Consider the following 18,029-nt stretch of genomic DNA (forward strand, 5'->3'; position numbering starts at 1 on the left):
GAGAGGAGCCGCCATGTCGCACACCCTGTCCCCGTCCCGCCCGAGCACCCTGTCCCCGACCCGCCCGGAGGACGTCGTCCTCGACCCGATCGGCGCGGAGGGCTGGCGCGTCCGCAACGGCGCCGAGCCCGCCGACAACCCGCTCGCCTTCCTCGGCTTCGTGACCCCGGTCGGCGACGGCTACGACGTGCACCGCATCGGCCACCCCGGCGAGGACCTCCGCCGCGCCACGCTCGACGACGTCCGCCGGGCCTACGTCGTCGGCGCATCCGCCGTCTGACCCGCTCGCGCCGACCCGCCGACGAAGGCCCCCCGGATGAGCCCCTCCCCCGCCGTCGCGGACCTGATCACCGCCCTCGAGCAGCCGGGCGGCATCCACCCCGGTCTCGCCCGCCGGGTCATCGCCCAGCTGGCGAGCCTGGACGCGGCCCCGCGTCCCACCCGCCCGACCCGGCGGATCCGCCCGTTCCCGGTCCGCCGCCTCACCCGCACCCGGAGCGCCCGACCTGCCCGCACCCGGAGCGCCCGGACCGCCCGACCGACCCGACCCGCCCGCCGCCGTGCCGCTCGGGAGCCGCGCGTCCCGGCGCACCGACGGCTAGGGTGACATCGATGCCCGATTCCGCCGTCCTCTGCGACCCGTATCTGCGCGGGTACCCGATCGACGGCGTCGCGATCTCCACGCTCGGCCGCACGTTCGGCGGCGAGACGATCGCCGCGAGCGACCCGACGGCCGCCCGCCTCGACGAGATCCAGCTCGACCTCGGGCAGGGCCCGTGCTGGGACGCGATCGCCGCGGGCGTCCCGGTCTCCCTGGTCGACCTCGACAGCGAATCGCGCTGGCCGCTCTTCGCCGAGGCGGTCGACGCCCTCGACGTGCGCTCCGTGTTCGCGTTCCCGCTCACCTTCGCCGGAATCTCCATCGGCGCCGTCGACCTCTACACCCGCGTGCCCGTCACCCTCGACGACGCCGTCCTCTCCGAGATCAGCGCGCAGTCGCCCGCCACCTCGCTCCGGGTGCTCGCCGCGGTGCTGCACGACGACGCGGACGACGAGAGCAGCAACCCCGGCTCGCGGCGGGTCGTCCACCAGGCGACCGGCATGATCATCGCCCGCTACGGCCTCGACTCGGACGACGCGCTCGTGCTCCTGCGCGCGCACGCCTTCACCCAGCACCGCCCGCTCGTCGAGGTGGCGCGGGACATCGTCACCCGCCGCGACGGATTCCCCGACCGACCGCTCACCGCTCAGGACGGCTCATGGTGAACAACTCCCGGGAGCGCAGCGTCATCTCGACGTTCGTGGCCCTCTCCGACTCCCTGGTCGACGACTACGACATCGTCGACTTCGCCCAGACGCTCGTGGACAGCAGCGCGACCCTCTTCGACTCGGTCTCCGCCGGGCTCGTCCTCGCCAGCCCCGAGGGGACCCTCGAGGTGCTCGCCTCCACCGACGAGGACACCCGCCTGATCGAGCTGCTGCAGCTCGAGACCGACGGCCCGTGCGTCGAGTGCTACGAGACGGGTCGCTCCGTCATCGTCCCCGACGCCCTCGCCGTCGCCGACCGCTGGGCCGATTTCCGGACCCGCTCGAGCGATCTCGGCGTCCGGGCCGCGCACTGCGTGCCGATGCGCTCGCGCGGCACCACGATCGGCTCGCTCAACCTGTTCCAGGCGGCGGCCGGGACCCTCGACCCCGACGACGTCGCCGTCGTGCAGGCCTTCGCCGACGTCGCGACGATCGGCATCCTGCACCAGCGGGCGCTCCGCGAGAGCACGATCACGCAGGAGCAGCTGCAGCGCGCCCTCGACAGCCGCGTCCTGATCGAGCAGGCGAAGGGCATCATCGCCTACTCGCAGCGCACCACCGTCGACCGCGCCTTCGAGATCCTGCGCGCCCGCTCGCGCTCGACCTCCACGCCGATCACGACCCTCGCCCGCCAGATCATCGCCGGCTACCAGGGCTGACGCGGCGTCGGCTCAGAGGCCGTAGTCGCCGAGGTCGTCCCACAGCGGCCGGGGGTCGACGTCCGTGGCGCCGACCGCGAGGGGCCGCTCGAGCGCGTCGAGCCTCTCCAGCAGAGCGGGCGCCGAGTCGGCACCGGCGGCGGAGCGAGCACCGCGGACCATCAGCGCGACGCCGAGGCCGACCGTCAGCACCACCTCCGCGGGCACCTCCGCCGACGCCTCGTCCGTGAGGGTCACCGTGGCCATGCGGCCGCGGTCGGCCAGCGCGAGCGAGTAGCGGACGACGGCGTCGGCGGCCTCGTCCTCGAGGACGAGCGCGCCGCCGGCATAGGTCAGAGTCTTCATCGCAGGGTCCCCAGGTGATCTCGACGGATGGGCGAGGTTCCGACACCGGGGACCAGGATGCGGTCCGCTCACGGTACGCCCCACCGCCGCCGCCGCACAGGGGGGGTTGCGCGCCGGCCCGCCCGCGCCGCGGAGTCCGCACCGTCCGGCCCTAGCCGCGGCAGTGCGCGCATGTTAGCGTGAACACCACCCCGGCGGCCGCCCTTCGGCCGTCCGATCCTCCCCTACTCGGAAAGGTCTCGACGATGAGACGACGCTCCCCGGAGCCCCCTGCCACCGCGCCCCGGCGCCGTGCCCGGTCCTTCTTCCTCTCCGCACTCGCGTGCACGAGCGTCGCCCTCGGAGGCGCCCTCGTCCCCGTCACGGCCCAGGCCGCCGACGTCCCCGCGCCCACCGCGCACTACGACATGTCGCACGCCGGCTCCGCCCTGCTCGACATCTCCGGCAACGGCCGCAACGCTGCGCTGACCGGCCTCACCGACGCCTCCTTCGTGGACGCCGGCGGCGACCAGGTGGCCCGCTTCAAGGCCGACGGCTACGCGAGCCTCCCCCAGGGCCTCGTCTCCGGCGCCGACAACGCGTTCGCCGTCGAGTACACGGTGAAGACGCAGACCACGGCGAACCAGTTCGGCTGGGTCGTCGGCAACGGCATCGGCCCGTGGAACACGACCCAGCTCGGCAACCACGTCTTCGTCAACCCGCGGAACCCCGACGGCGCCCCCAGCGGCCAGGTCCTCGCCGGCATCCGCGTGAAGGACAGCGGCAACGGCGAGACCCGGATGCCCTTCGGCGGCACACTGAACCCGGGATTCACGACGCTCACCCTCGTCGGCACCGGCACCGGCTCGAGCACCACGCTCACCCTCTACCGCGACGGCGCGCAGATCTCGACGGTCACCACGGCCAAGTCGATGGCGAGCATCGTCCCCTCGACCGGGACGCTCGGCTACCTCGGCCGCTCGCTCTACACCGGCGACCCGCTGCTCACCGCCGACGTCACCGACGTCAAGTTCTGGGACACCGCGCTCACCGCGGACCAGGTCGCGGCCAGCATGCCCACCGCCGCGGCGAAGTCCTCCGCGACCTCAGCCCTGCTGCGCCCCGACGTCCAGGCCGTGCTCCTGGCCGGCAACCCCTCGCTGAGCGCCGTCTCGTCGAACCTCACCCTCCCCGCCACCAGCAGCGGCGTCCCGCTCACCTGGACGTCCTCGAACACCGCGGTCGTCTCCACGACCGGCGTCGTCTCCCGCGCGATCGCGCAGGACACCCCGGTCACCCTCACCGCCACGACCAGCCAGGGCGCCGTGCTCGTCTTCGACGTCGTCGTGCTCGCCCCGAGCATCAACGACGACCTCGACGCGCTGACGCTGGCGACCCGCACCACCGAGAACCTGCCGCTCGCGGTCTCGGGCGCGAAGAACGGCAGCGCCATCACCTGGACGTCGTCCGACCCCGCGCTCGTCACGCCCACCAGCGGCTCCTACACGGCCCCCGCGGTCGGCGCTGCGGACCCCTACCGCGGCGGCGGCGTCGTCACCCGGCCGGCCTACGGCTCGGGCGACAAGCCCGTCACCCTGACCGCGACGGCGACGCTCAACGGCGTCACCGAGACGCGCTCCTTCACCCTGACGGTCGCCGAGCTCGGCCGCACCGCGCCCGACGCCGGCTACGCCTCGGCGTACTTCAAGTCCGACGGCGACGAGAAGATCTACCAGGCGGCGACGTCCGGCAACGACTTCTTCACCTTCTCGCCGGTCAACGGCGGCCAGGCCGTCATCACCTCGACGACCGACACCAAGGGTCTGCGCGACCCGTTCATCCTGCGCTCGCACAACGGCGACAAGTACTACATGGTCGCCACCGACCTCTGCATCTCCTGCGGCACCGGATGGGGCGACGCCCAGTCCAAGGGCAGCCTGAAGATCGAGGTCTGGGAGTCGACCGACCTGGTGAAGTGGACCCGCACCAACGGCGCCGACACCGGCATCACCGTCAACCAGCCGGCCGCGGGCATGACCTGGGCGCCGGAGGCGTACTGGGACGACGCGCTGCAGTCCTACGTCGTGTTCTTCTCCTCGCGCCTCTACTCCGACGCGACGAAGACCAACACCGACAAGCTCTACTCCCGGGTCTTCTCGGTGATCACCCGCGACTTCCGCACCTTCACCCAGCCGCCCGCCACCTGGCAGGACACCGGCTACGCGCGGATCGACTCGACGATCACCAAGATCGGCGACTCCTACTACCGCTTCACCAAGAACGAGGAGGGCGGCGCCGCCGGCGTCCTCGAGGCCGGCAAGGACATCTTCCTGGAGAAGTCGACGGTGCTGACCGCGCCGACGACCTCCTCGAACTGGAACGCCGACCCGACGAAGACCTGGCAGCTGACCGACACGAACATGACGAAGCTCGAGACCGGCCAGGACGGCGAGGGTCCCGAGATCATCAAGCTGAACGCGGGCGACCCCAACGACACCACCGCGAACGGCGACGGCTACGCCTTCCTCGTCGACAACTACGGCCAGGGCGGCTACAAGGCCTTCGTGACCTCGGGAGCCGCCATCGCCGGCAGCTCGCAGTCCGCCCGCCTCTCGAAGTCGGCCGACTGGAACGTCTCGACCAAGGGCGGCCTCCCGGCCAGCCCGCGGCACGGCGCGTTCGTGAGCGTCCCGCAGACCGTCCTCACCGCGATGAAGAACTGGACCGGCATCAGCGCCGTCGACTCCACCACGACCCTCACCGCCGACGGCCGCACGGTCACGGCGACGGTCGCGGCGGCCGACAAGGGCGACGTCGCCGGAACCGTCACCTTCACCGGCGGCACCTGGAGCTCGACCGTCGCGCTCTCCGGCGGCTCGGCGAGCGCCGTCGTCCCGGCCGGAGTGAGCGGCGTCACCGCCTCCTACAACGGCTACGCCGACGCGCTCGTGCGCACCTCGGCCTCGGCCGCGCTGCCGCTCGACACGCTCGAGCTCGCTCCCACCGTCTCGACCCGCTGCATCGCCGGCAAGGTCGTGCTGACGGTGACCGTCAAGAACACCGACACCGCGGCCGCCGACATCACCGTCGCCTCGGCCTACGGCACGAAGTCGTTCGCCGCGGTCGCCCCCGGGTCCTCGGCCTCGGCCGCGTTCACCACGCGCCTGAAGTCGACCCCCGCCGGCACCGTCACGGTCACCGGCACCTCCCCGGGCCAGCCCGCCTTCTCCGCCACCCTCCCCCACCCGGCGGCCACCTGCTGACCCTGCTCCCCCTCCGCGAGATGCCACTTGTGCACACGACACGCCGTGAAAGGCGTGCACAAGTGGCATCTCGCGTCGGGGGAGACAGGGCGGGTGGTCAGGGGCGCTCCAGGCGGAAGCCGATGCCGCGGAGGGTCGTGATCGTCGCCGCGTCGCCGAGCTTGCGGCGGAGGGCGAAGACGTGCACGTCGAGGGTGCGGGTGGAGCCGAACCAGTTGCAGTCCCAGACCTCGTCGATGAGGGCCTCGCGGGTGAGGACCGTGCCCGGGCGCCGGGCCAGCGCGACCAGCAGATCGAACTCCTTCGGCGTCAGAGGCAGCTCCGCGCCGTCGAGATGCACGCGATGCGACGCGGGATCGACGACGACCCGGCCGAGCGACAGGGGCGGCGGAGGGAGGGCGGTCGCCGACTCCGCCGCGACAGCACCGGTCCTCCTGCTCACCGCGCGGATCCGCGCGATCAGGCCGTGCAGGCCGAACGGCTTGATCACGCAGTCGTCGGCGCCCACCTCCAGCGCGGCGACGGTGTCGGCCTCGTCGCTCCGCGCGGTGACGACGATGATCGGCACGTCCGATCTGCGACGGAGCGTCCGGCAGACGTCGAGACCGTCCATGTCGGGCAGCCCGAGATCGAGCAGGACGAGGTCCGCCCGGACGGAGCCCAGAGCCTCCCTGCCGCTGCGCGCCCGGACGACGGTGTAGCCGTACCGCTCGAGCGTCGCGGACACGCAGTCGGCGATCGCGGGATCGTCCTCCACCAGCAAGATGAGCACGACTCACTGTGCCACGGTCCGGCGGCCGGGCGCTCGGCTGTCACGGCGCGACGGGCTCCTTCGACGAGTGGTGCTCGATGATCCGCCACCCGCCGTCGATCTCCTCGTAGACGAAGGTGAACCGGGCGTGCACGACCTCCCCGGTCGCCGCCAGATCGAAGGTGTAGAGGCCCGTGCTCGACGCGTAGCCGTCGCCGAGATCGCGAACGACGCCCTCGTCGATCCTCCCCGTGGGCCGCTTCTTCAAGAACGCGTCGAAGTAGCCGACCCGCTCGGCCGCCGTGTCGAGCACCCCGGGTGCCACGGTCGGCAGCAGCACCGCGTCCTCGGCGTAGAGCGCGTCCACCTGCGCCGGGTCCCCGGTCGCGAGCGCCGCGTTCCACTGGTCGAACAGCGCCCGGATCTCGGCGTCGCCCGGCCCGTCCGCCGCAGCCTGTTCCGAGGCAGCCCCGGCCGCGGCGGTGGAGGACCCGGCCGACGGGGACGCGACCGGCGCGGCAGCGGCGGAGCATCCGGCGAGCGCCAGGAGCAGCGCGGCCGACGGCGCGAGGAGGGCGCCGAGGCGGCGGAACGAGCGGGTGCGGTGAGACGACATGGGTATCCCTGACGAGGAGAGGAGCGACGGCGCGGCGGTCGCCGGCCCCGCCACCCTCCGCTCCCGCCCGTCAGCGCCGCGTCAGCGCCCGGTCAGCGCCCGGTCATCCCGCGTCAGCCGACCGTCACGATCCCTCGCTCGCGGGCGTCGATCCGGCAGCCGATAAGCGATCCGGCGCCACCGTGCCGCATGACGCGCAAGGACACAGGAGCGGAACACGCCCCCACTACGGTGTGGCACTCGACCGCGCGAGACGCTCCGCCGGCCCGCACCGGGCTCGGCCGCCCGGAGCATCCCGCACCTCCCACCCCCAGGAGCAGCATGCCTCGACGCCGCACCCTCCCGACCATCGCCCTGGCGGCTCTTCTCGCCGTCAGCACCGCCCTGCCCGCGCACGCCGCGACGACCGGCCCGTCGCCGCTCGACGATCCGCTCGCCGGCGTCACGACGGAGGCGCTGCGAGTCCTGCCCGCGGATCCGGAGGCCGGACGCCCCGCCGCCGTCTACACGATCGTCGACGAGCGGTACATCGCGTTCCCGGTGTCGGCGACGCAGCCGGGCGGGCCGGGGACCGCGTACGACCTGCTGACGGCCGCGCCGCTCTCCGCCGTCACCGACGTCGCCAGGGGCCGGACCGCTCTCCTCCCCTGCTCGCGGGTGGACGACGCTCCGCCGTCCGTGCCGGCCGTGTTCGCGACCCTGTGCAGGGCGGCGGGCGCCGCCGAGATGACCTGGAGGGACGGCCGATCACTCGGGGTGCCGATCTGGTACGCCCGCGACCTCGACGGAGAGCTGGTCTGCATCTCGGGGACGGGAGCGGAATGCCTCACGAGCGAGCCCGGCATCGATCCGGCGGCGGGCGCCGATCGCTGGCGCGTGTCCTCCGCCCGGTGCAGTTCCGCTCCGGCGGGCTCCCCCCTGCTGCTGGCCTGCGGTCAGCTCCGCACCGCTCTCAACGACTCCGGGCACCGGATCGCGCAGCGAGCGCACGAGCGCCAGTACGCGCGGATGGATCGTCTCTTCTCCCTCGGGCCGAACGACGCGAGAGTCGGAGCGGAGGCGGCGCTCAGCGCACGGGTCGCCGAGTTCGCGCCGCGGCTGAATCGGGCGATCGCCGAGCGGAGGACCGCGTGCCATCCGGCGTGGATGATCCTCAACATCTTCGTGAGCATCGGTCTCTGCACGGCCGCCGCACAGGACGTGAAGACGCTCGAGGCGGAGCGGGACGCCGTCACGAACGAGCGCGACGCCCGGGTCGGCGAGGCGCAGGCGGGACTCCGGGCACGGATGGCGGAGGACTGGCACGAGCTGCACCGCACCTGGGCGGGCGAGGACCCCACCGGCTTCGCGGCTCTGCTCCGGGTCGAGAGCAAGGAGCTGTCCGAGTTGAAGGCGACGGAGGAGGAGTACCGGCGCGCCGCCGAGAGCGACGAGCAGGAGTTCCTCGCGCTGCAGCGGCAGTGGCTCCACGAGCGCAGCGTGGTCGGGGAGGCGGAGAAGATCCCGCTGATCGGGCCGATGATCCGGCACATCGAGGACTACGAGGAGAACCCGAGTGGCATCAACCTCCGCCGCATCTTCCTCGGAGCGCTCGGCCCGGTGGGTGAGACCATCGAGGGCGGGCTGGAGCTCTCCGCCGAGACCGCGCTGAAGTCCGGCGAGCTGAGATTCCTCTCGGACGCGCTGCACGAGATCGGCGGGCAGGACGACTTCGGCACCACGCTCGAGAACCTCGCCGCCGACTTCACGAAGGACCTCGGCGACGAGGCGGTGGAGGGCGTCCGCGAGAGCGGCCTCTGGAGTGAGGCACCCGGGTCCGACGCGCCGCCGGAGTCGCAGTACCAGGACTTCGGGCAGCTCCTCGCTCGGTCTCCCCGGATGACTCCTGACGCGACGTCGAAGTGGCTCCTCGCGAGCGGGCCGCTCAACGACAAGCTCGGGATCGACGGGACGAAGCGGTTGCCCGTGCTCAGCGCCACCAGCGCCGATCTGCGCCTCGCGGCAGGGCAGGTCGCCTTCGAGCGCGGGGTGGAGGCGGTGTTCACGCACGCGTTCGGCACGGACTACGAGCAGGTCGCGCGGAAGAACCCCGCCTGGACGGGCGCGGAGGCGCGGCTCATCACGGCGGAGCTGCTGAAGGTCGTGACGGATTCCGCCTATCTCGAGCAGATCAGCCCGATGTGGGTCGCCTCCGACACCCTGGGCGATCGGCCCGCCGCCTTCGTCTACGACGACGATCAGAGCGTGATCCTGCTGAACAAGGATCGCACCAGCCTCACCGACGGGTCCGCGAACCCGGAGTTCGCCAAGTACTACCTCGAGGAGCTCGGCCACTCGCTGAACTGGTGGCGCTGCCAGATCTTCGACGTCGAGGTGAAGTACTGCGAGGTGCCGGGCGACGCCGGTGCGCGCTTCCGCGACGCCGTGATGCTGAGCACTCCGGCGACCGATCCCGGCTTCGGGGCCGCGGTCGCGGAGCTTCCGGCTCACGACCAGGAGAGCACGGCGCTGGTCCGGTTCTCCGGCGGCTCGACGGCGCATCTGGAGGGCTGGAACTCCTACAGCTCCCTCAACTCGCACATCTCCGGGAAGGGCCGGTTCAGCTTCCTCCTGCGAGCGGGGATCGAGCTCTCCTCCGAGTACCCGGGGGTCAGCGACGAGTTCGACCTGGAGATGTCGGTCGGTGCTCCGTCGATGACCAGGAACGGCAATCCGTGGATCACCTCGCCGAACGGGACGTGCGAGGTCCGGCAGCTCGCCGCCAAGGAGGACTGCAACGTCCCCACGATGTCGATCGCCTTCTCCTTCCGCGACTCGATCAACTACTCGCTCCTGGGGGCGCCGAGGGTGCGGGACAGCCGGCTCGCGAGCGCAGGGGTCAACCTCTCCCCGGCGATCGTGCGCAAGCACGGCGTCCGGCTCTACTTCCAGCCGAAGCCCGGAGAGCCCGACGCGTGGCGCTTCCTGCCCGGCCACTCGATCTACTTCAAGGAGTTCTCACTGGCCGCCGACGGCAAGATCGACGGCACGAAGATGCTCGACACGTTCGCCGGCAAGCGGATGCCGGCCCCGCACCGGATCGACGTCGCCGGGAAGGCGACCGTCGAGGGCAGCTACATCGTCGAGATCGCCACCCGCGAGAAGTCGGCGCTGGACCGCTGGCTCGCCCTCGACGTCTCGTCCGCGCTGCTCGGCTGCGCCGGCGGCGTCGTCTTCGCGGTCGTCGCGGAGCAGGACCCGATCACGGGCTGCCACGTCGGGTCCGATCTCATCGAGGGGGTCGAGAGCGCGATCGAGGCGGAGGACCGCCGGCTCACCAGCTTCCTGACCTCCAACGCCTCCGTCGCCGTGCCCCTCTCCGTGGAGTACAAGGCCACCCGACCGGCGGGACGTGTCACCGAGCTCCCGGCCGACACTCCCCCTCCGCAGCCCGGCGCCGTCGAGATGTGGGAGGTCGGTCCGCCGCCGGCGGCCTCCGCGCACTCCGCCCAGCAGGTCTCCGCCCTGAAGGCGAAAGCGAGCACCGCGCTGAAGAAGATGAAGTCCGTGTCCTTCACCGGACTCGCCGTCTTCCGCCCCCGCATCAGCTGGACCCTGGCGACGCGCTCCCTCCACCTGGGAACGCACTCCCTCCCCACCGCCAACCTCATCGAGTAACCCCACGCCCGCCCCTCTCCCCTCACCGCGAGATGCCACTTGTGCACGCTTCTGTCGGCGTGTCGCGTGCACAAGTGGCATCTCGCGGCGGGGGATGGAGGGGCGGGCGCGCGCGTCAGCTCGTCGGGGCGAGCAGGTCCGCGTGGTGCACGGCCGCCACGTTGGGGTGGGCGCGCAGGCGGTAGCGCAGGGCGTTCTCGCCGTAGGTCTCGAGGATCGGGCTGTTGGTCGGGTCGACCGAGAGTCCGGACTTGAGCTCCTCGGGCAGCGGCAGCGAGGGCATCGTCGAGTCGAGCGAGGGGTTGAAGAAGAACGGGATCGAGATCCGGTCGGTGCCGATCAGCGGCGAGATCACGCGGTGCAGCGTCGCCTTGAGGTAGCCGCCCGTGGCCAGCTCCAGCATCTCGCCGATGTTCACGACGAACGCCCCGGGCAGCGCCGGCGCCTCGATCCACGAGCCGTCGTGCTCGACCTGAAGCCCGCCCTTGCCGGGCTCGACCAGCAGCAGCGTCAGCACGCCGCCGTCGCGGTGCGCGCCGACGCCCTGCTTGGGCTCGGGGTCGGAGGTGCCGGGGTAGCGGACGACCTTGACGAGCGAGAACGGCTTCTCGGCGAAGGCCTCGTCGAACACGTCGGCGGGAGCGTCGAGCGCGACCGCCCAGGTGCGCAGCAGGCGGATCGCCACCGCGGCGAGCTCCTCGTGCCAGCGCTCGAAGACGGCGCGGAACTCGGGCAGCGACTCGGGCCAGAGGTTCGGCCCTTCGAGGCGCTGGTAGTCGGGCACGTCGGGGCCGGCCGGGACGACGTCGCGGTCGATCCCGATGTCGACCTGCTCGCGGTAGTCGACGTCGCCGTTGGTCAGCTCGGCGCCGAACCGGGTGTAGCCGCGGAACTGCGGGCTGGCGGTGTTCTCGATCGCCAGCTTCTCCTCCTCGGACAGGTCGAAGAAGCGGCGGGAGACGGCGACGACGTCGTCGAGGAGGTCCTGCGGGACGCCGTGGCCGACGAGGTAGAAGAAGCCCACGTCGTGCGTGGTCTCGCGGAGGTCGCGGCGGAACGCGGCGGCCTCCTCCTCCCCCTGGTCGAGGCGGGACAGGTCGAGGATCGGCAGGGAATCGGTCATGGAGAAAGCCTTGCGCAGTTCGCCTTCTCCGGACCCATTGTTACGACAACTAAATGCGAAGACCCAGGTGGCGCCCGGGACCGAGGTCTCCGAGCGCCGCCTGGGCCCGTTCGTGCCGCCGAGTGTTACGGCGTGGGCATGCCGCCGTTCACGTGCAGGGTCTCGCCGACGACGTAGCTCGACTCGGGCGAGGCGAGGAACACGTAGGCCGGAGCGAGCTCCGCGGGCTGACCCCAGCGGCCGAGCGGCGTCTGCGAGCCGACCTCGGGCAGCTTCTCCGGCGGCTGTCCGCCGGCGGTCTGCAGCGGGGTCCAGATCGGACCCGGCGCGACGACGTTCACGCGGATCCCCTTGGGCGCGAGCTGCTGCGAGAGCGCCTTCGAGAACGTGTTGATCGTGGCCTTGGTGGAGGCGTAGTCGACCAGCGTCGGCGACGGCTGGTAGGCCTGGATCGACGAGGTGCTGATGATCGCGGAGCCGGGGGCGAGGTGCGGCACGGCCGCCTTCGTCATCCAGAACATCGCGTAGACGTTGGTCTTGAAGGTCTCGTCGAACTGCTCGTCGGAGATGTCGAGGAAGTCCTCGACCGACTGCTGCTTGCCCGCGTTGTTGACGAGGATGTCGAGTCCGCCGAGGCCCTCGACCGCCGTCGCGACGGCGCCGACGGCGAAGTCGTGGTCGGTGATGTCGCCGGGGATGGCGACGGCGGTGCGGCCCGCCTCCTCGATGAGGGCGACGACCTTCTTCGCGTCGGACTCCTCCTCGGGCAGGTAGACGATCGCGACGTCGGCGCCCTCGCGGGCGTAGGCGATGGCGACGGCCGCGCCGATGCCCGAGTCGCCGCCGGTGATGAGCGCCTTGCGGCCCTCGAGGCGACCGGAGCCGCGGTAGGTCGACTCGCCGCGGTCGGCGAGGTCGTCCATCTTCGAGTCCAGGCCGGAGCCCTCCTGGTACTGCTCCTCGGTGTCGATGTCGGCGAACATCGTCGTGGGGTCCTGGAACGTGTACTGGTCGTTCGTCGTGTCGGAAGTCATGCCTTCGACGCTAGGCGCGTGCATCTCGCCCGCGCGCGTGCTTGACAGCGCCGGATGCGCGCGACAGAGCGGATGCCCAGGCTGCATTCAGGTTCGATCGCCGGGCTCCCGGTCGTGGACCCTCTGACCAGGAGCATCCGAGAGAGGGATTACCGCCGCGCCCGTGTCCGGGAGAATGGCCGGGTGACCCGCGACGACTCCCCGGCCTTCGACACCACCGCACCCCTGCCCGGCTGGCAGCACGCCTACTCGGGCAAGGTGCGCGATCTCTACACGCCCGACGACTCGGACCCGGTGCTCGGCGCCGACCGCATGCTCGTCGTCGCGAGCGACCGGGTCAGCGCCTTCGACACCGTCCTCGAGCCCGGCATCCCCGGCAAGGGCGAGCTGCTGACGGAGCTGTCGCTGTGGTGGTTCGGCCAGCTGGCCGACGTGCCCAACCACCTGGTCGTGGGCGAGATCCCGGAGCCGGTGCGGGGCCGCGCCATGCTCGTGCGGACGCTCGACATGTTCCCGATCGAGTGCGTCGTCCGCGGCTACCTCTCGGGCAGCGGGTACAAGGAGTACCTCTCGACCGGCGCCGTCTGCGGCATCCCCCTCCCCGAGGGCCTGGCCGACGGCGACGTCCTCCCCGAGCCGATCTACACTCCCGCCTGGAAGGCTCCGCAGGGCGAGCACGACGAGAACATCTCCTTCGAGCGCACCGTCGAGCTCGTCGGCGAGGAGGCGGCGGAGGCGCTGCGCACCCTCTCCCTGCACGTCTACCGCGAGGCGGCCGCGATCGCGCTGCGCAGCGGCGTCATCCTCGCCGACACCAAGTTCGAGTTCGGCGTCGACCGCTCGACAGGCATCGTGACGCTCGGCGACGAGGTGCTCACGAGCGACTCCTCGCGCTACTGGGACGCGGTGGAGTACGACGCGGGCGTGCGCGGGCAGTCCTTCGACAAGCAGATCGTCCGGGACTGGCTCGCGGACAACTGGGACGGCCAGGGCGAGGCGCCCCGGCTCCCGCACGAGATCGTCGTCCGCACCGCGGGTCGCTACCGCGAGTTGATCGAGCGCCTGACCCGCTGAGCCGGCGAGCGCGTCAGGCCGTCCGCTCCCGCTCCTGCGGTCCCTCCTCGAAGATGCGCGAAAGCCCCTCGAGCACCTCGGCGAGCCGCGCGGACTCCCGGTCCGGAATGCCGTCGGTGAGCGTGCGGACCTCGCCGTAGACCCGCTCGTCCGTCTCCCGGAGGGCCGTCTCGGCGCGCTCGGTCAGGCAGAGGATCCGGCCGCGCCCGTCGGACGGGTCGAGCACCCGGTCGACGTAGCCCGCGCGGGAGAGCCGGTCGACCAGGATCGAGACGGCCGCCGTCGTCAATCCGATGGCGCCGGCCAGATCGACGGCCCGGACGGTCTCGCCCAGGCCTGCCCCGATCCCGATCAGCCGGAGCGCGGCGAGGTCGGTGGCGCCGATGCCGAGCCGGCGCTCCACGCGCGCGTCGTAGCCGCGCTCCTCGGTCCGCAGTCTCGCCAGCAGAGCGAACAGATCCGGTCGATCGTCCATGGGTCGCGCCTTCCTGAGTGGCAGGCGCCCCGGCCGGGAACTCGCTCCGACCATGCAACCACTTCTCGACCGACCGTGGTTGCTGTCCGGTAAACGCACCGCGGCCGTCATGGTTAGCTAAACGACTTAGCCAATCCCGTAGGCTCGGAAGGCTGCGCCCGCCGGGGCGCGACTGAGACGCCGAGGAGATTCGACGATGGGACGCCTGCTGTACGGGGCACCTCCGAGCGCGCACCGGTTCGAGGACCGGACCCTCGCGCACCTGCAGAACGTCATCACGGCGCGGTTCCGCCGCGGCGAGGGCTTCCTGCTCACCACCGAGGACGACGAGGGGCGACCCTCCGAGCTGTGGCTGCACCCCACCATCGCCACGCGCTACGAGTACGACGCCCCCGGTCAGCACGAGATCAATCCGCACTGGCTGCGCGCGCTGTCCGCGGGCTCGCACGGACGGCTCGGACTGCACGTCCTGCCTGAGCCTGAGAGCGCTCCCGATCCGCGTGCGAAGAGGATCACGGCATGAGCGACCACAACGGCACCCTCTTCCGGCGCGGCGGCACCGTCCGCTTCGTCCGCTGGGTGTCCTCCCGCGACGGCGGCTGGGCGCCCGAGATCGTGCAGGGGCGCTACCTCGAGCGCGACGACGCGGGCTGGCTCGTCGACATCGACGGGACGCCCACCCTGCTGACGAAGGACGACTGGGCCGTCTACCGCTGATCGCCTCCTGGCGCCTCGGCGACCGGCGCCTGAGCGGCCGGCGCCTGAGCGGCCCGACCGCCGCGTAGTGTGGCGGGAGTGCGTTCCGTCGATCGCCGCGGCATCACCTCGGCTCCCTTCCTCCTCACCACCGTCGGCACGACGGCGCTCGTGTTCCTCTGCGCGTTCGAATCGCTCGCGGTCACGACGATCATGCCGATCATCAGCGCCGACCTCGACGGCCGTGCGCTCTACCCGCTCGCCTTCGCCGCCACCCTCGCGGCTGCGGTCGTCGGCATGGTCGCGGCCGGCTCCTCGGCCGATCGCCGCGGGCCGACGCCCGCGCTGATCACGGCGATCCTGCTGTTCACGCTCGGCCTGATCGCGGCCGGAACGGCGAACTCGATGGAGGTCTTCGTGGCCGCGCGCCTGCTGCAGGGCCTGGGCAGCGGCGGGATCACGGTCACGCTCTACGTGCTCGTCGCGCGGGTCTTCCCCTCCGCCCTGCATCCGCGGATCTTCGGGGCCTTCGCCGCCGCCTGGGTGGTGCCCTCCCTCGTCGGCCCGCTGGCGGCCGGGATCGTCGCCGAGCTGGCGAGCTGGCACTGGGTCTTCCTCGGCGTCGTCGCGCTGGTCGCCCTCGCCAGTGCGGCCATCGCGCCGACCCTCCGCGCGCTCGAGCCGCACGAGCTGCGGCCCTTCGACCGCGGCGCGATCGGCCGCGTGCTGCGCGCCGTCGTGGTGGCGGCGGCCGTGGTCCTGCTGAGCACGAGCGCCGAGGTCGCACCGAACGCGGCGGGCGTGGTCGCCGCAGTCGCGATCGTCGTGGTGATCCTCGCGGTCCGCGCGCTGCTGCCCGTCGGCACGCTGCGGGCGCGCGGCGTCCTGCCGTCGACGATGCTGCTGCGGGCACTGGTCGCGGCGGCCTTCTTCGGCACCGAGGTCTACCTGCCGCTGCTGCTCAGCGAGCAGTACGGACTCCCGCCGTGGCTGGCCGGGGTCACGCTCACGGCTGGAGCGGTCTCGTGGGCGCTCGGCTCGCAGCTGCAGGGCCGCCCGGGCACCCGGCTCTCGCACGGCGGCGCCATGCGGCTCGGCACGGGGCTGCTGCTCGCCGGCATCGCCGTGGTGCTGCTGACCACCGTCCTCCTGCTGTCGCCGATCGTCGCGGGCGTCGGCTGGTTCCTCGCCGGCGGCGGCATGGGCGTCATGTTCCCGCGGATGGGCACGCTGACGCTGGCGCTGTCGGCGCCGGGCCGCGAGGGCTTCAACAGCTCGGCGCTGCAGATCGCCGACTCGACCGGCGGCTCGGTCTCGCTCGCACTGACCGGCCTGCTGGCCGCGGCGGTGACCGGGCTGGTCGGGAGCGGCGGCGCCGTCTTCAGCGCCACCTTCGCCTACGGCGCGCTGATCGCGATCGCCGCGGTGGCACTGGCCGGCCGCCTCGGCGGACTCCTCCGACTCGAGGGTGTGGAGGAGCCCGCGTCACGCGATCGGCCGTAGCGCGAAGACCGCGGCGCCGGGTCGGGCGACGCCGGTCTCCGGCGGGTCCCGGTCAGCTGTAGAGCGACTCCGGCACGTCGAGACCGTAGATCGCGCGGCCCGAGCTCCAGATCACCGAGCAGGCGGCGCGCAGGAGATCGGTCTCGTCGCTGCCCGCGTCGACGATCACGACGGAGTCGCCGTCGAGCCGCACCTTCGCCGAGCGCACCGAGTGCGTGCCGTTCCGCGCGACGACCGTCGCGGGGTAGGGCAGGTGCAGCTCGCGCAGGTCGCCGAGGATGTAGGTCGGACGCAGCTTCGGATCCGCGGCCAGCAGCTGCTTCGCCCGGTCGATGCCGGTGAGCACGAGCGCGCTCTCCATCGAGGCGGTGTTCGCGCCGGCGATGTCGGTGTCGAGCCGGTCGCCGATGAACAGCGGATTCGTCGAGCCGAAGCGCGCGGTGGCCGCGTCGAAGATCGCCCGCTCCGGCTTGCCGGCGACGACGGGCAGGCGGCCGACCGCGGTGTGCACGGCGGAGACGAGCGTGCCGTTGCCCGGAGCGATGCCGCGGGCGACCGGGATCGTCCAGTCGGTGTTCGTCGCGACCCACGGGATCCCCGTGTGCAGCGCGAACGACGCCTCGGCCAGCTCGGCCCAGCCGACCGTCGGGGCGAAGCCCTGGATGACGGCGGCCGGCGAGTCGTCGGCGCTGCGAGTGACGGTGAAGCCGGCGCGCTCGACCTCGGTGGTGAGGCCCTCCCCGCCGACGACGAGCACCGTCGAGGCGGCCGGGATCAGGTCGGCGAGCAGCACGACGGCCGCCTGCGGTGAGGTGACGACGTCCTCCGGGCGCACGGCGAGGCCGAGGTCGGAGAGGTGGCCGGCTACCGAAACGTCGGTGCGCGACGCGTTGTTGGTGATGTAGCCGACGCGCAGCGTCTCACCGGCGCGGTTGAGGCTGTCGACGGCGAACGGGATCGCGTCGGCGCCCTTGTAGACGACGCCGTCGAGATCGGCGAGGACGCAGTCGCGCCCGTCGAGCGGGGTGGGCTCAGGCTTCGGGCTTCGGAACATCGGCGCCGTCCTCCTCGGGGTCGGTGGTGCTGCTGTCGGAGTCGGAGGACGTCGGCTCGTCGCCGGCCGCCTCCACCGGGAGCGCCTCGGGGGTGGCGCCCGCGAGAGCCTCCTCGAAGTCGGCGTCGGACGCGTCGCCGTCGCCGAGCGCGGCCTGGTGCTCGACGGCGTCAGCGGCCGTCGTCTCCGCGGCCGTCTCCACCGCGTCGGTCGCCAGCGCGTCCGTCTCCAGCGCGTCCGTCTCCAGCGCGTCCGTCTCCAGCGCGTCCGCTTCCGGCGCGTCCTGCTCGGCGAGCTCGGTGTCCACGGGGTCGAGCAGGTCGTCCTCGACGTCATCCGAGTTGCCGGAGTCATCGGAGTCATCGGAATCGTCGGAATCGTCGGACTTCACGGAGTCATCGACGTCGTCGGAGTCCACGGAGTCATCGACGTCGTCGGAGTCCACGGAGTCATCGACGTCGTCGGAGTCCACGGAGTCATCGACGTCGTCGG

17 protein-coding genes and 1 pseudogene are annotated in these 18,029 nt (G+C 72.1%); 10 read left to right on the top strand and 8 right to left on the bottom strand.

All coding sequences use genetic code 11. The features are described 5' to 3' along the window. Nucleotides 1-13: 13 nt before the first annotated feature. From HQQ82_RS10405 to HQQ82_RS10420, 4 genes are read left to right on the top strand one after another with little or no spacing between them, the layout of a single operon-like run. Nucleotides 14-280: a hypothetical protein gene (locus HQQ82_RS10405; protein WP_173232927.1), complete on the top strand. Its 267-nt coding sequence runs from the start codon at nt 14-16 to the stop codon at nt 278-280. Between the two features lie 36 nt (nt 281-316). Beyond that, nucleotides 317-607 (top strand): hypothetical protein, encoded by a 291-nt coding sequence (locus HQQ82_RS10410; RefSeq protein WP_173232928.1) that lies wholly within the window; start codon nt 317-319, stop codon nt 605-607. Between the two features lie 5 nt (nt 608-612). Then, the gene (locus HQQ82_RS10415; RefSeq protein ID WP_173232929.1) at nt 613-1,266 is read left to right on the top strand and encodes a GAF and ANTAR domain-containing protein; all 654 of its coding nucleotides are present in this window, start codon (nt 613-615) and stop codon (nt 1,264-1,266) included. Then, the gene (locus tag HQQ82_RS10420) at nt 1,260-1,967 is read left to right on the top strand and encodes a GAF and ANTAR domain-containing protein (protein ID WP_216848444.1); all 708 of its coding nucleotides are present in this window, start codon (nt 1,260-1,262) and stop codon (nt 1,965-1,967) included. Before HQQ82_RS10415 ends, HQQ82_RS10420 begins: the two co-directional genes overlap by 7 nt. Nucleotides 1,968-1,979: 12 nt before the next feature. On the opposite strand, the gene HQQ82_RS10425 is transcribed toward HQQ82_RS10420, so the two are convergent. Continuing rightward, the gene (locus HQQ82_RS10425) at nt 1,980-2,312 is read right to left on the bottom strand and encodes a hypothetical protein (protein WP_173232930.1); all 333 of its coding nucleotides are present in this window, start codon (nt 2,310-2,312) and stop codon (nt 1,980-1,982) included. 245 nt (nt 2,313-2,557) lie between these two features. On the opposite strand from HQQ82_RS10425, the gene HQQ82_RS10430 reads away from it, so the two are divergent. Beyond that, nucleotides 2,558-5,554 (top strand): glycoside hydrolase family 43 protein, encoded by a 2,997-nt coding sequence (locus HQQ82_RS10430; RefSeq protein WP_173232931.1) that lies wholly within the window; start codon nt 2,558-2,560, stop codon nt 5,552-5,554. 97 nt (nt 5,555-5,651) lie between these two features. Here the strand turns inward: HQQ82_RS10430 and HQQ82_RS10435 are convergent, their stop codons facing one another. Further along, entirely contained in the window at nt 5,652-6,326 is a 675-nt protein-coding gene (locus HQQ82_RS10435; protein ID WP_173232932.1) for a response regulator transcription factor, read from the bottom strand. Nucleotides 6,327-6,366: 40 nt separating this feature from the next. Continuing rightward, nucleotides 6,367-6,921: an SgcJ/EcaC family oxidoreductase gene (locus HQQ82_RS10440; RefSeq protein WP_173232933.1), complete on the bottom strand. Its 555-nt coding sequence runs from the start codon at nt 6,919-6,921 to the stop codon at nt 6,367-6,369. Nucleotides 6,922-7,242: 321 nt separating this feature from the next. Here HQQ82_RS10440 and HQQ82_RS10445 point away from each other — a divergent pair, with 321 nt between their 5' ends. Further along, nucleotides 7,243-10,578 carry a hypothetical protein gene (locus HQQ82_RS10445; protein ID WP_173232934.1) on the top strand — a complete coding sequence of 1,112 codons (3,336 nt, stop codon included), beginning with the start codon at nt 7,243-7,245 and terminating at the stop codon, nt 10,576-10,578. A 115-nt stretch (nt 10,579-10,693) separates the two neighbouring features. On the opposite strand, the gene HQQ82_RS10450 is transcribed toward HQQ82_RS10445, so the two are convergent. Next, nucleotides 10,694-11,701, bottom strand: a complete 1,008-nt coding sequence (locus HQQ82_RS10450; RefSeq protein ID WP_173232935.1) for an isopenicillin N synthase family oxygenase — start codon at nt 11,699-11,701, stop codon at nt 10,694-10,696. Nucleotides 11,702-11,826: 125 nt separating this feature from the next. Then, nucleotides 11,827-12,735 (bottom strand): glucose 1-dehydrogenase, encoded by a 909-nt coding sequence (locus HQQ82_RS10455; protein ID WP_173232936.1) that lies wholly within the window; start codon nt 12,733-12,735, stop codon nt 11,827-11,829. Nucleotides 12,736-12,918: 183 nt separating this feature from the next. Here HQQ82_RS10455 and HQQ82_RS10460 point away from each other — a divergent pair, with 183 nt between their 5' ends. Beyond that, complete coding sequence (locus tag HQQ82_RS10460; protein ID WP_367947908.1) at nt 12,919-13,809, top strand: phosphoribosylaminoimidazolesuccinocarboxamide synthase; 891 nt, start codon at nt 12,919-12,921, stop codon at nt 13,807-13,809. 13 nt (nt 13,810-13,822) lie between these two features. Here HQQ82_RS10460 and HQQ82_RS10465 read toward each other — a convergent pair whose 3' ends face one another. After that, nucleotides 13,823-14,284, bottom strand: coding sequence for a MarR family winged helix-turn-helix transcriptional regulator (locus HQQ82_RS10465; protein ID WP_173232938.1), 462 nt, complete (start codon nt 14,282-14,284; stop codon nt 13,823-13,825). A gap of 196 nt (nt 14,285-14,480) precedes the next feature. Between HQQ82_RS10465 and HQQ82_RS10470 the strand changes: the two genes are divergently transcribed. From HQQ82_RS10470 to HQQ82_RS10480, 3 genes are all read left to right on the top strand, one after another. After that, complete coding sequence (locus tag HQQ82_RS10470; protein ID WP_173232939.1) at nt 14,481-14,807, top strand: hypothetical protein; 327 nt, start codon at nt 14,481-14,483, stop codon at nt 14,805-14,807. Further along, nucleotides 14,804-15,001 carry a hypothetical protein gene (locus HQQ82_RS10475; RefSeq protein WP_173232940.1) on the top strand — a complete coding sequence of 66 codons (198 nt, stop codon included), beginning with the start codon at nt 14,804-14,806 and terminating at the stop codon, nt 14,999-15,001. Before HQQ82_RS10470 ends, HQQ82_RS10475 begins: the two co-directional genes overlap by 4 nt. Before the next feature lie 78 nt (nt 15,002-15,079). Next, nucleotides 15,080-16,483 carry an MFS transporter gene (locus HQQ82_RS10480; RefSeq protein WP_367947909.1) on the top strand — a complete coding sequence of 468 codons (1,404 nt, stop codon included), beginning with the start codon at nt 15,080-15,082 and terminating at the stop codon, nt 16,481-16,483. A 52-nt stretch (nt 16,484-16,535) separates the two neighbouring features. On the opposite strand, the gene HQQ82_RS10485 is transcribed toward HQQ82_RS10480, so the two are convergent. Further along, nucleotides 16,536-17,537, bottom strand: coding sequence for an HAD-IIA family hydrolase (locus HQQ82_RS10485; RefSeq protein ID WP_173232941.1), 1,002 nt, complete (start codon nt 17,535-17,537; stop codon nt 16,536-16,538). Further along, nucleotides 17,515-18,029, bottom strand: a pseudogene (locus HQQ82_RS10490) (hypothetical protein); the annotation flags it as partial. The pseudogene HQQ82_RS10490 and the gene HQQ82_RS10485, both read right to left, overlap by 23 nt.

The sequence above is a fragment of the Rathayibacter sp. VKM Ac-2856 genome (assembly GCF_013205055.1).
Classification (GTDB): Bacteria; Actinomycetota; Actinomycetes; order Actinomycetales; family Microbacteriaceae; genus Rathayibacter.

Coding starts and splice junctions, on each gene's coding strand:
- HQQ82_RS10405 (WP_173232927.1), top strand. CDS start 14: ATGTCGCACACCCTGTCCCCGTCCCGCCCGAGCACCCTGTCCCCGACC.
- HQQ82_RS10410 (WP_173232928.1), top strand. CDS start 317: ATGAGCCCCTCCCCCGCCGTCGCGGACCTGATCACCGCCCTCGAGCAG.
- HQQ82_RS10415 (WP_173232929.1), top strand. CDS start 613: ATGCCCGATTCCGCCGTCCTCTGCGACCCGTATCTGCGCGGGTACCCG.
- HQQ82_RS10420 (WP_216848444.1), top strand. CDS start 1,260: ATGGTGAACAACTCCCGGGAGCGCAGCGTCATCTCGACGTTCGTGGCC.
- HQQ82_RS10425 (WP_173232930.1), bottom strand. CDS start 2,312: ATGAAGACTCTGACCTATGCCGGCGGCGCGCTCGTCCTCGAGGACGAG.
- HQQ82_RS10430 (WP_173232931.1), top strand. CDS start 2,558: ATGAGACGACGCTCCCCGGAGCCCCCTGCCACCGCGCCCCGGCGCCGT.
- HQQ82_RS10440 (WP_173232933.1), bottom strand. CDS start 6,921: ATGTCGTCTCACCGCACCCGCTCGTTCCGCCGCCTCGGCGCCCTCCTC.
- HQQ82_RS10445 (WP_173232934.1), top strand. CDS start 7,243: ATGCCTCGACGCCGCACCCTCCCGACCATCGCCCTGGCGGCTCTTCTC.
- HQQ82_RS10450 (WP_173232935.1), bottom strand. CDS start 11,701: ATGACCGATTCCCTGCCGATCCTCGACCTGTCCCGCCTCGACCAGGGG.
- HQQ82_RS10455 (WP_173232936.1), bottom strand. CDS start 12,735: ATGACTTCCGACACGACGAACGACCAGTACACGTTCCAGGACCCCACG.
- HQQ82_RS10465 (WP_173232938.1), bottom strand. CDS start 14,284: ATGGACGATCGACCGGATCTGTTCGCTCTGCTGGCGAGACTGCGGACC.
- HQQ82_RS10470 (WP_173232939.1), top strand. CDS start 14,481: ATGGGACGCCTGCTGTACGGGGCACCTCCGAGCGCGCACCGGTTCGAG.
- HQQ82_RS10475 (WP_173232940.1), top strand. CDS start 14,804: ATGAGCGACCACAACGGCACCCTCTTCCGGCGCGGCGGCACCGTCCGC.
- HQQ82_RS10485 (WP_173232941.1), bottom strand. CDS start 17,537: ATGTTCCGAAGCCCGAAGCCTGAGCCCACCCCGCTCGACGGGCGCGAC.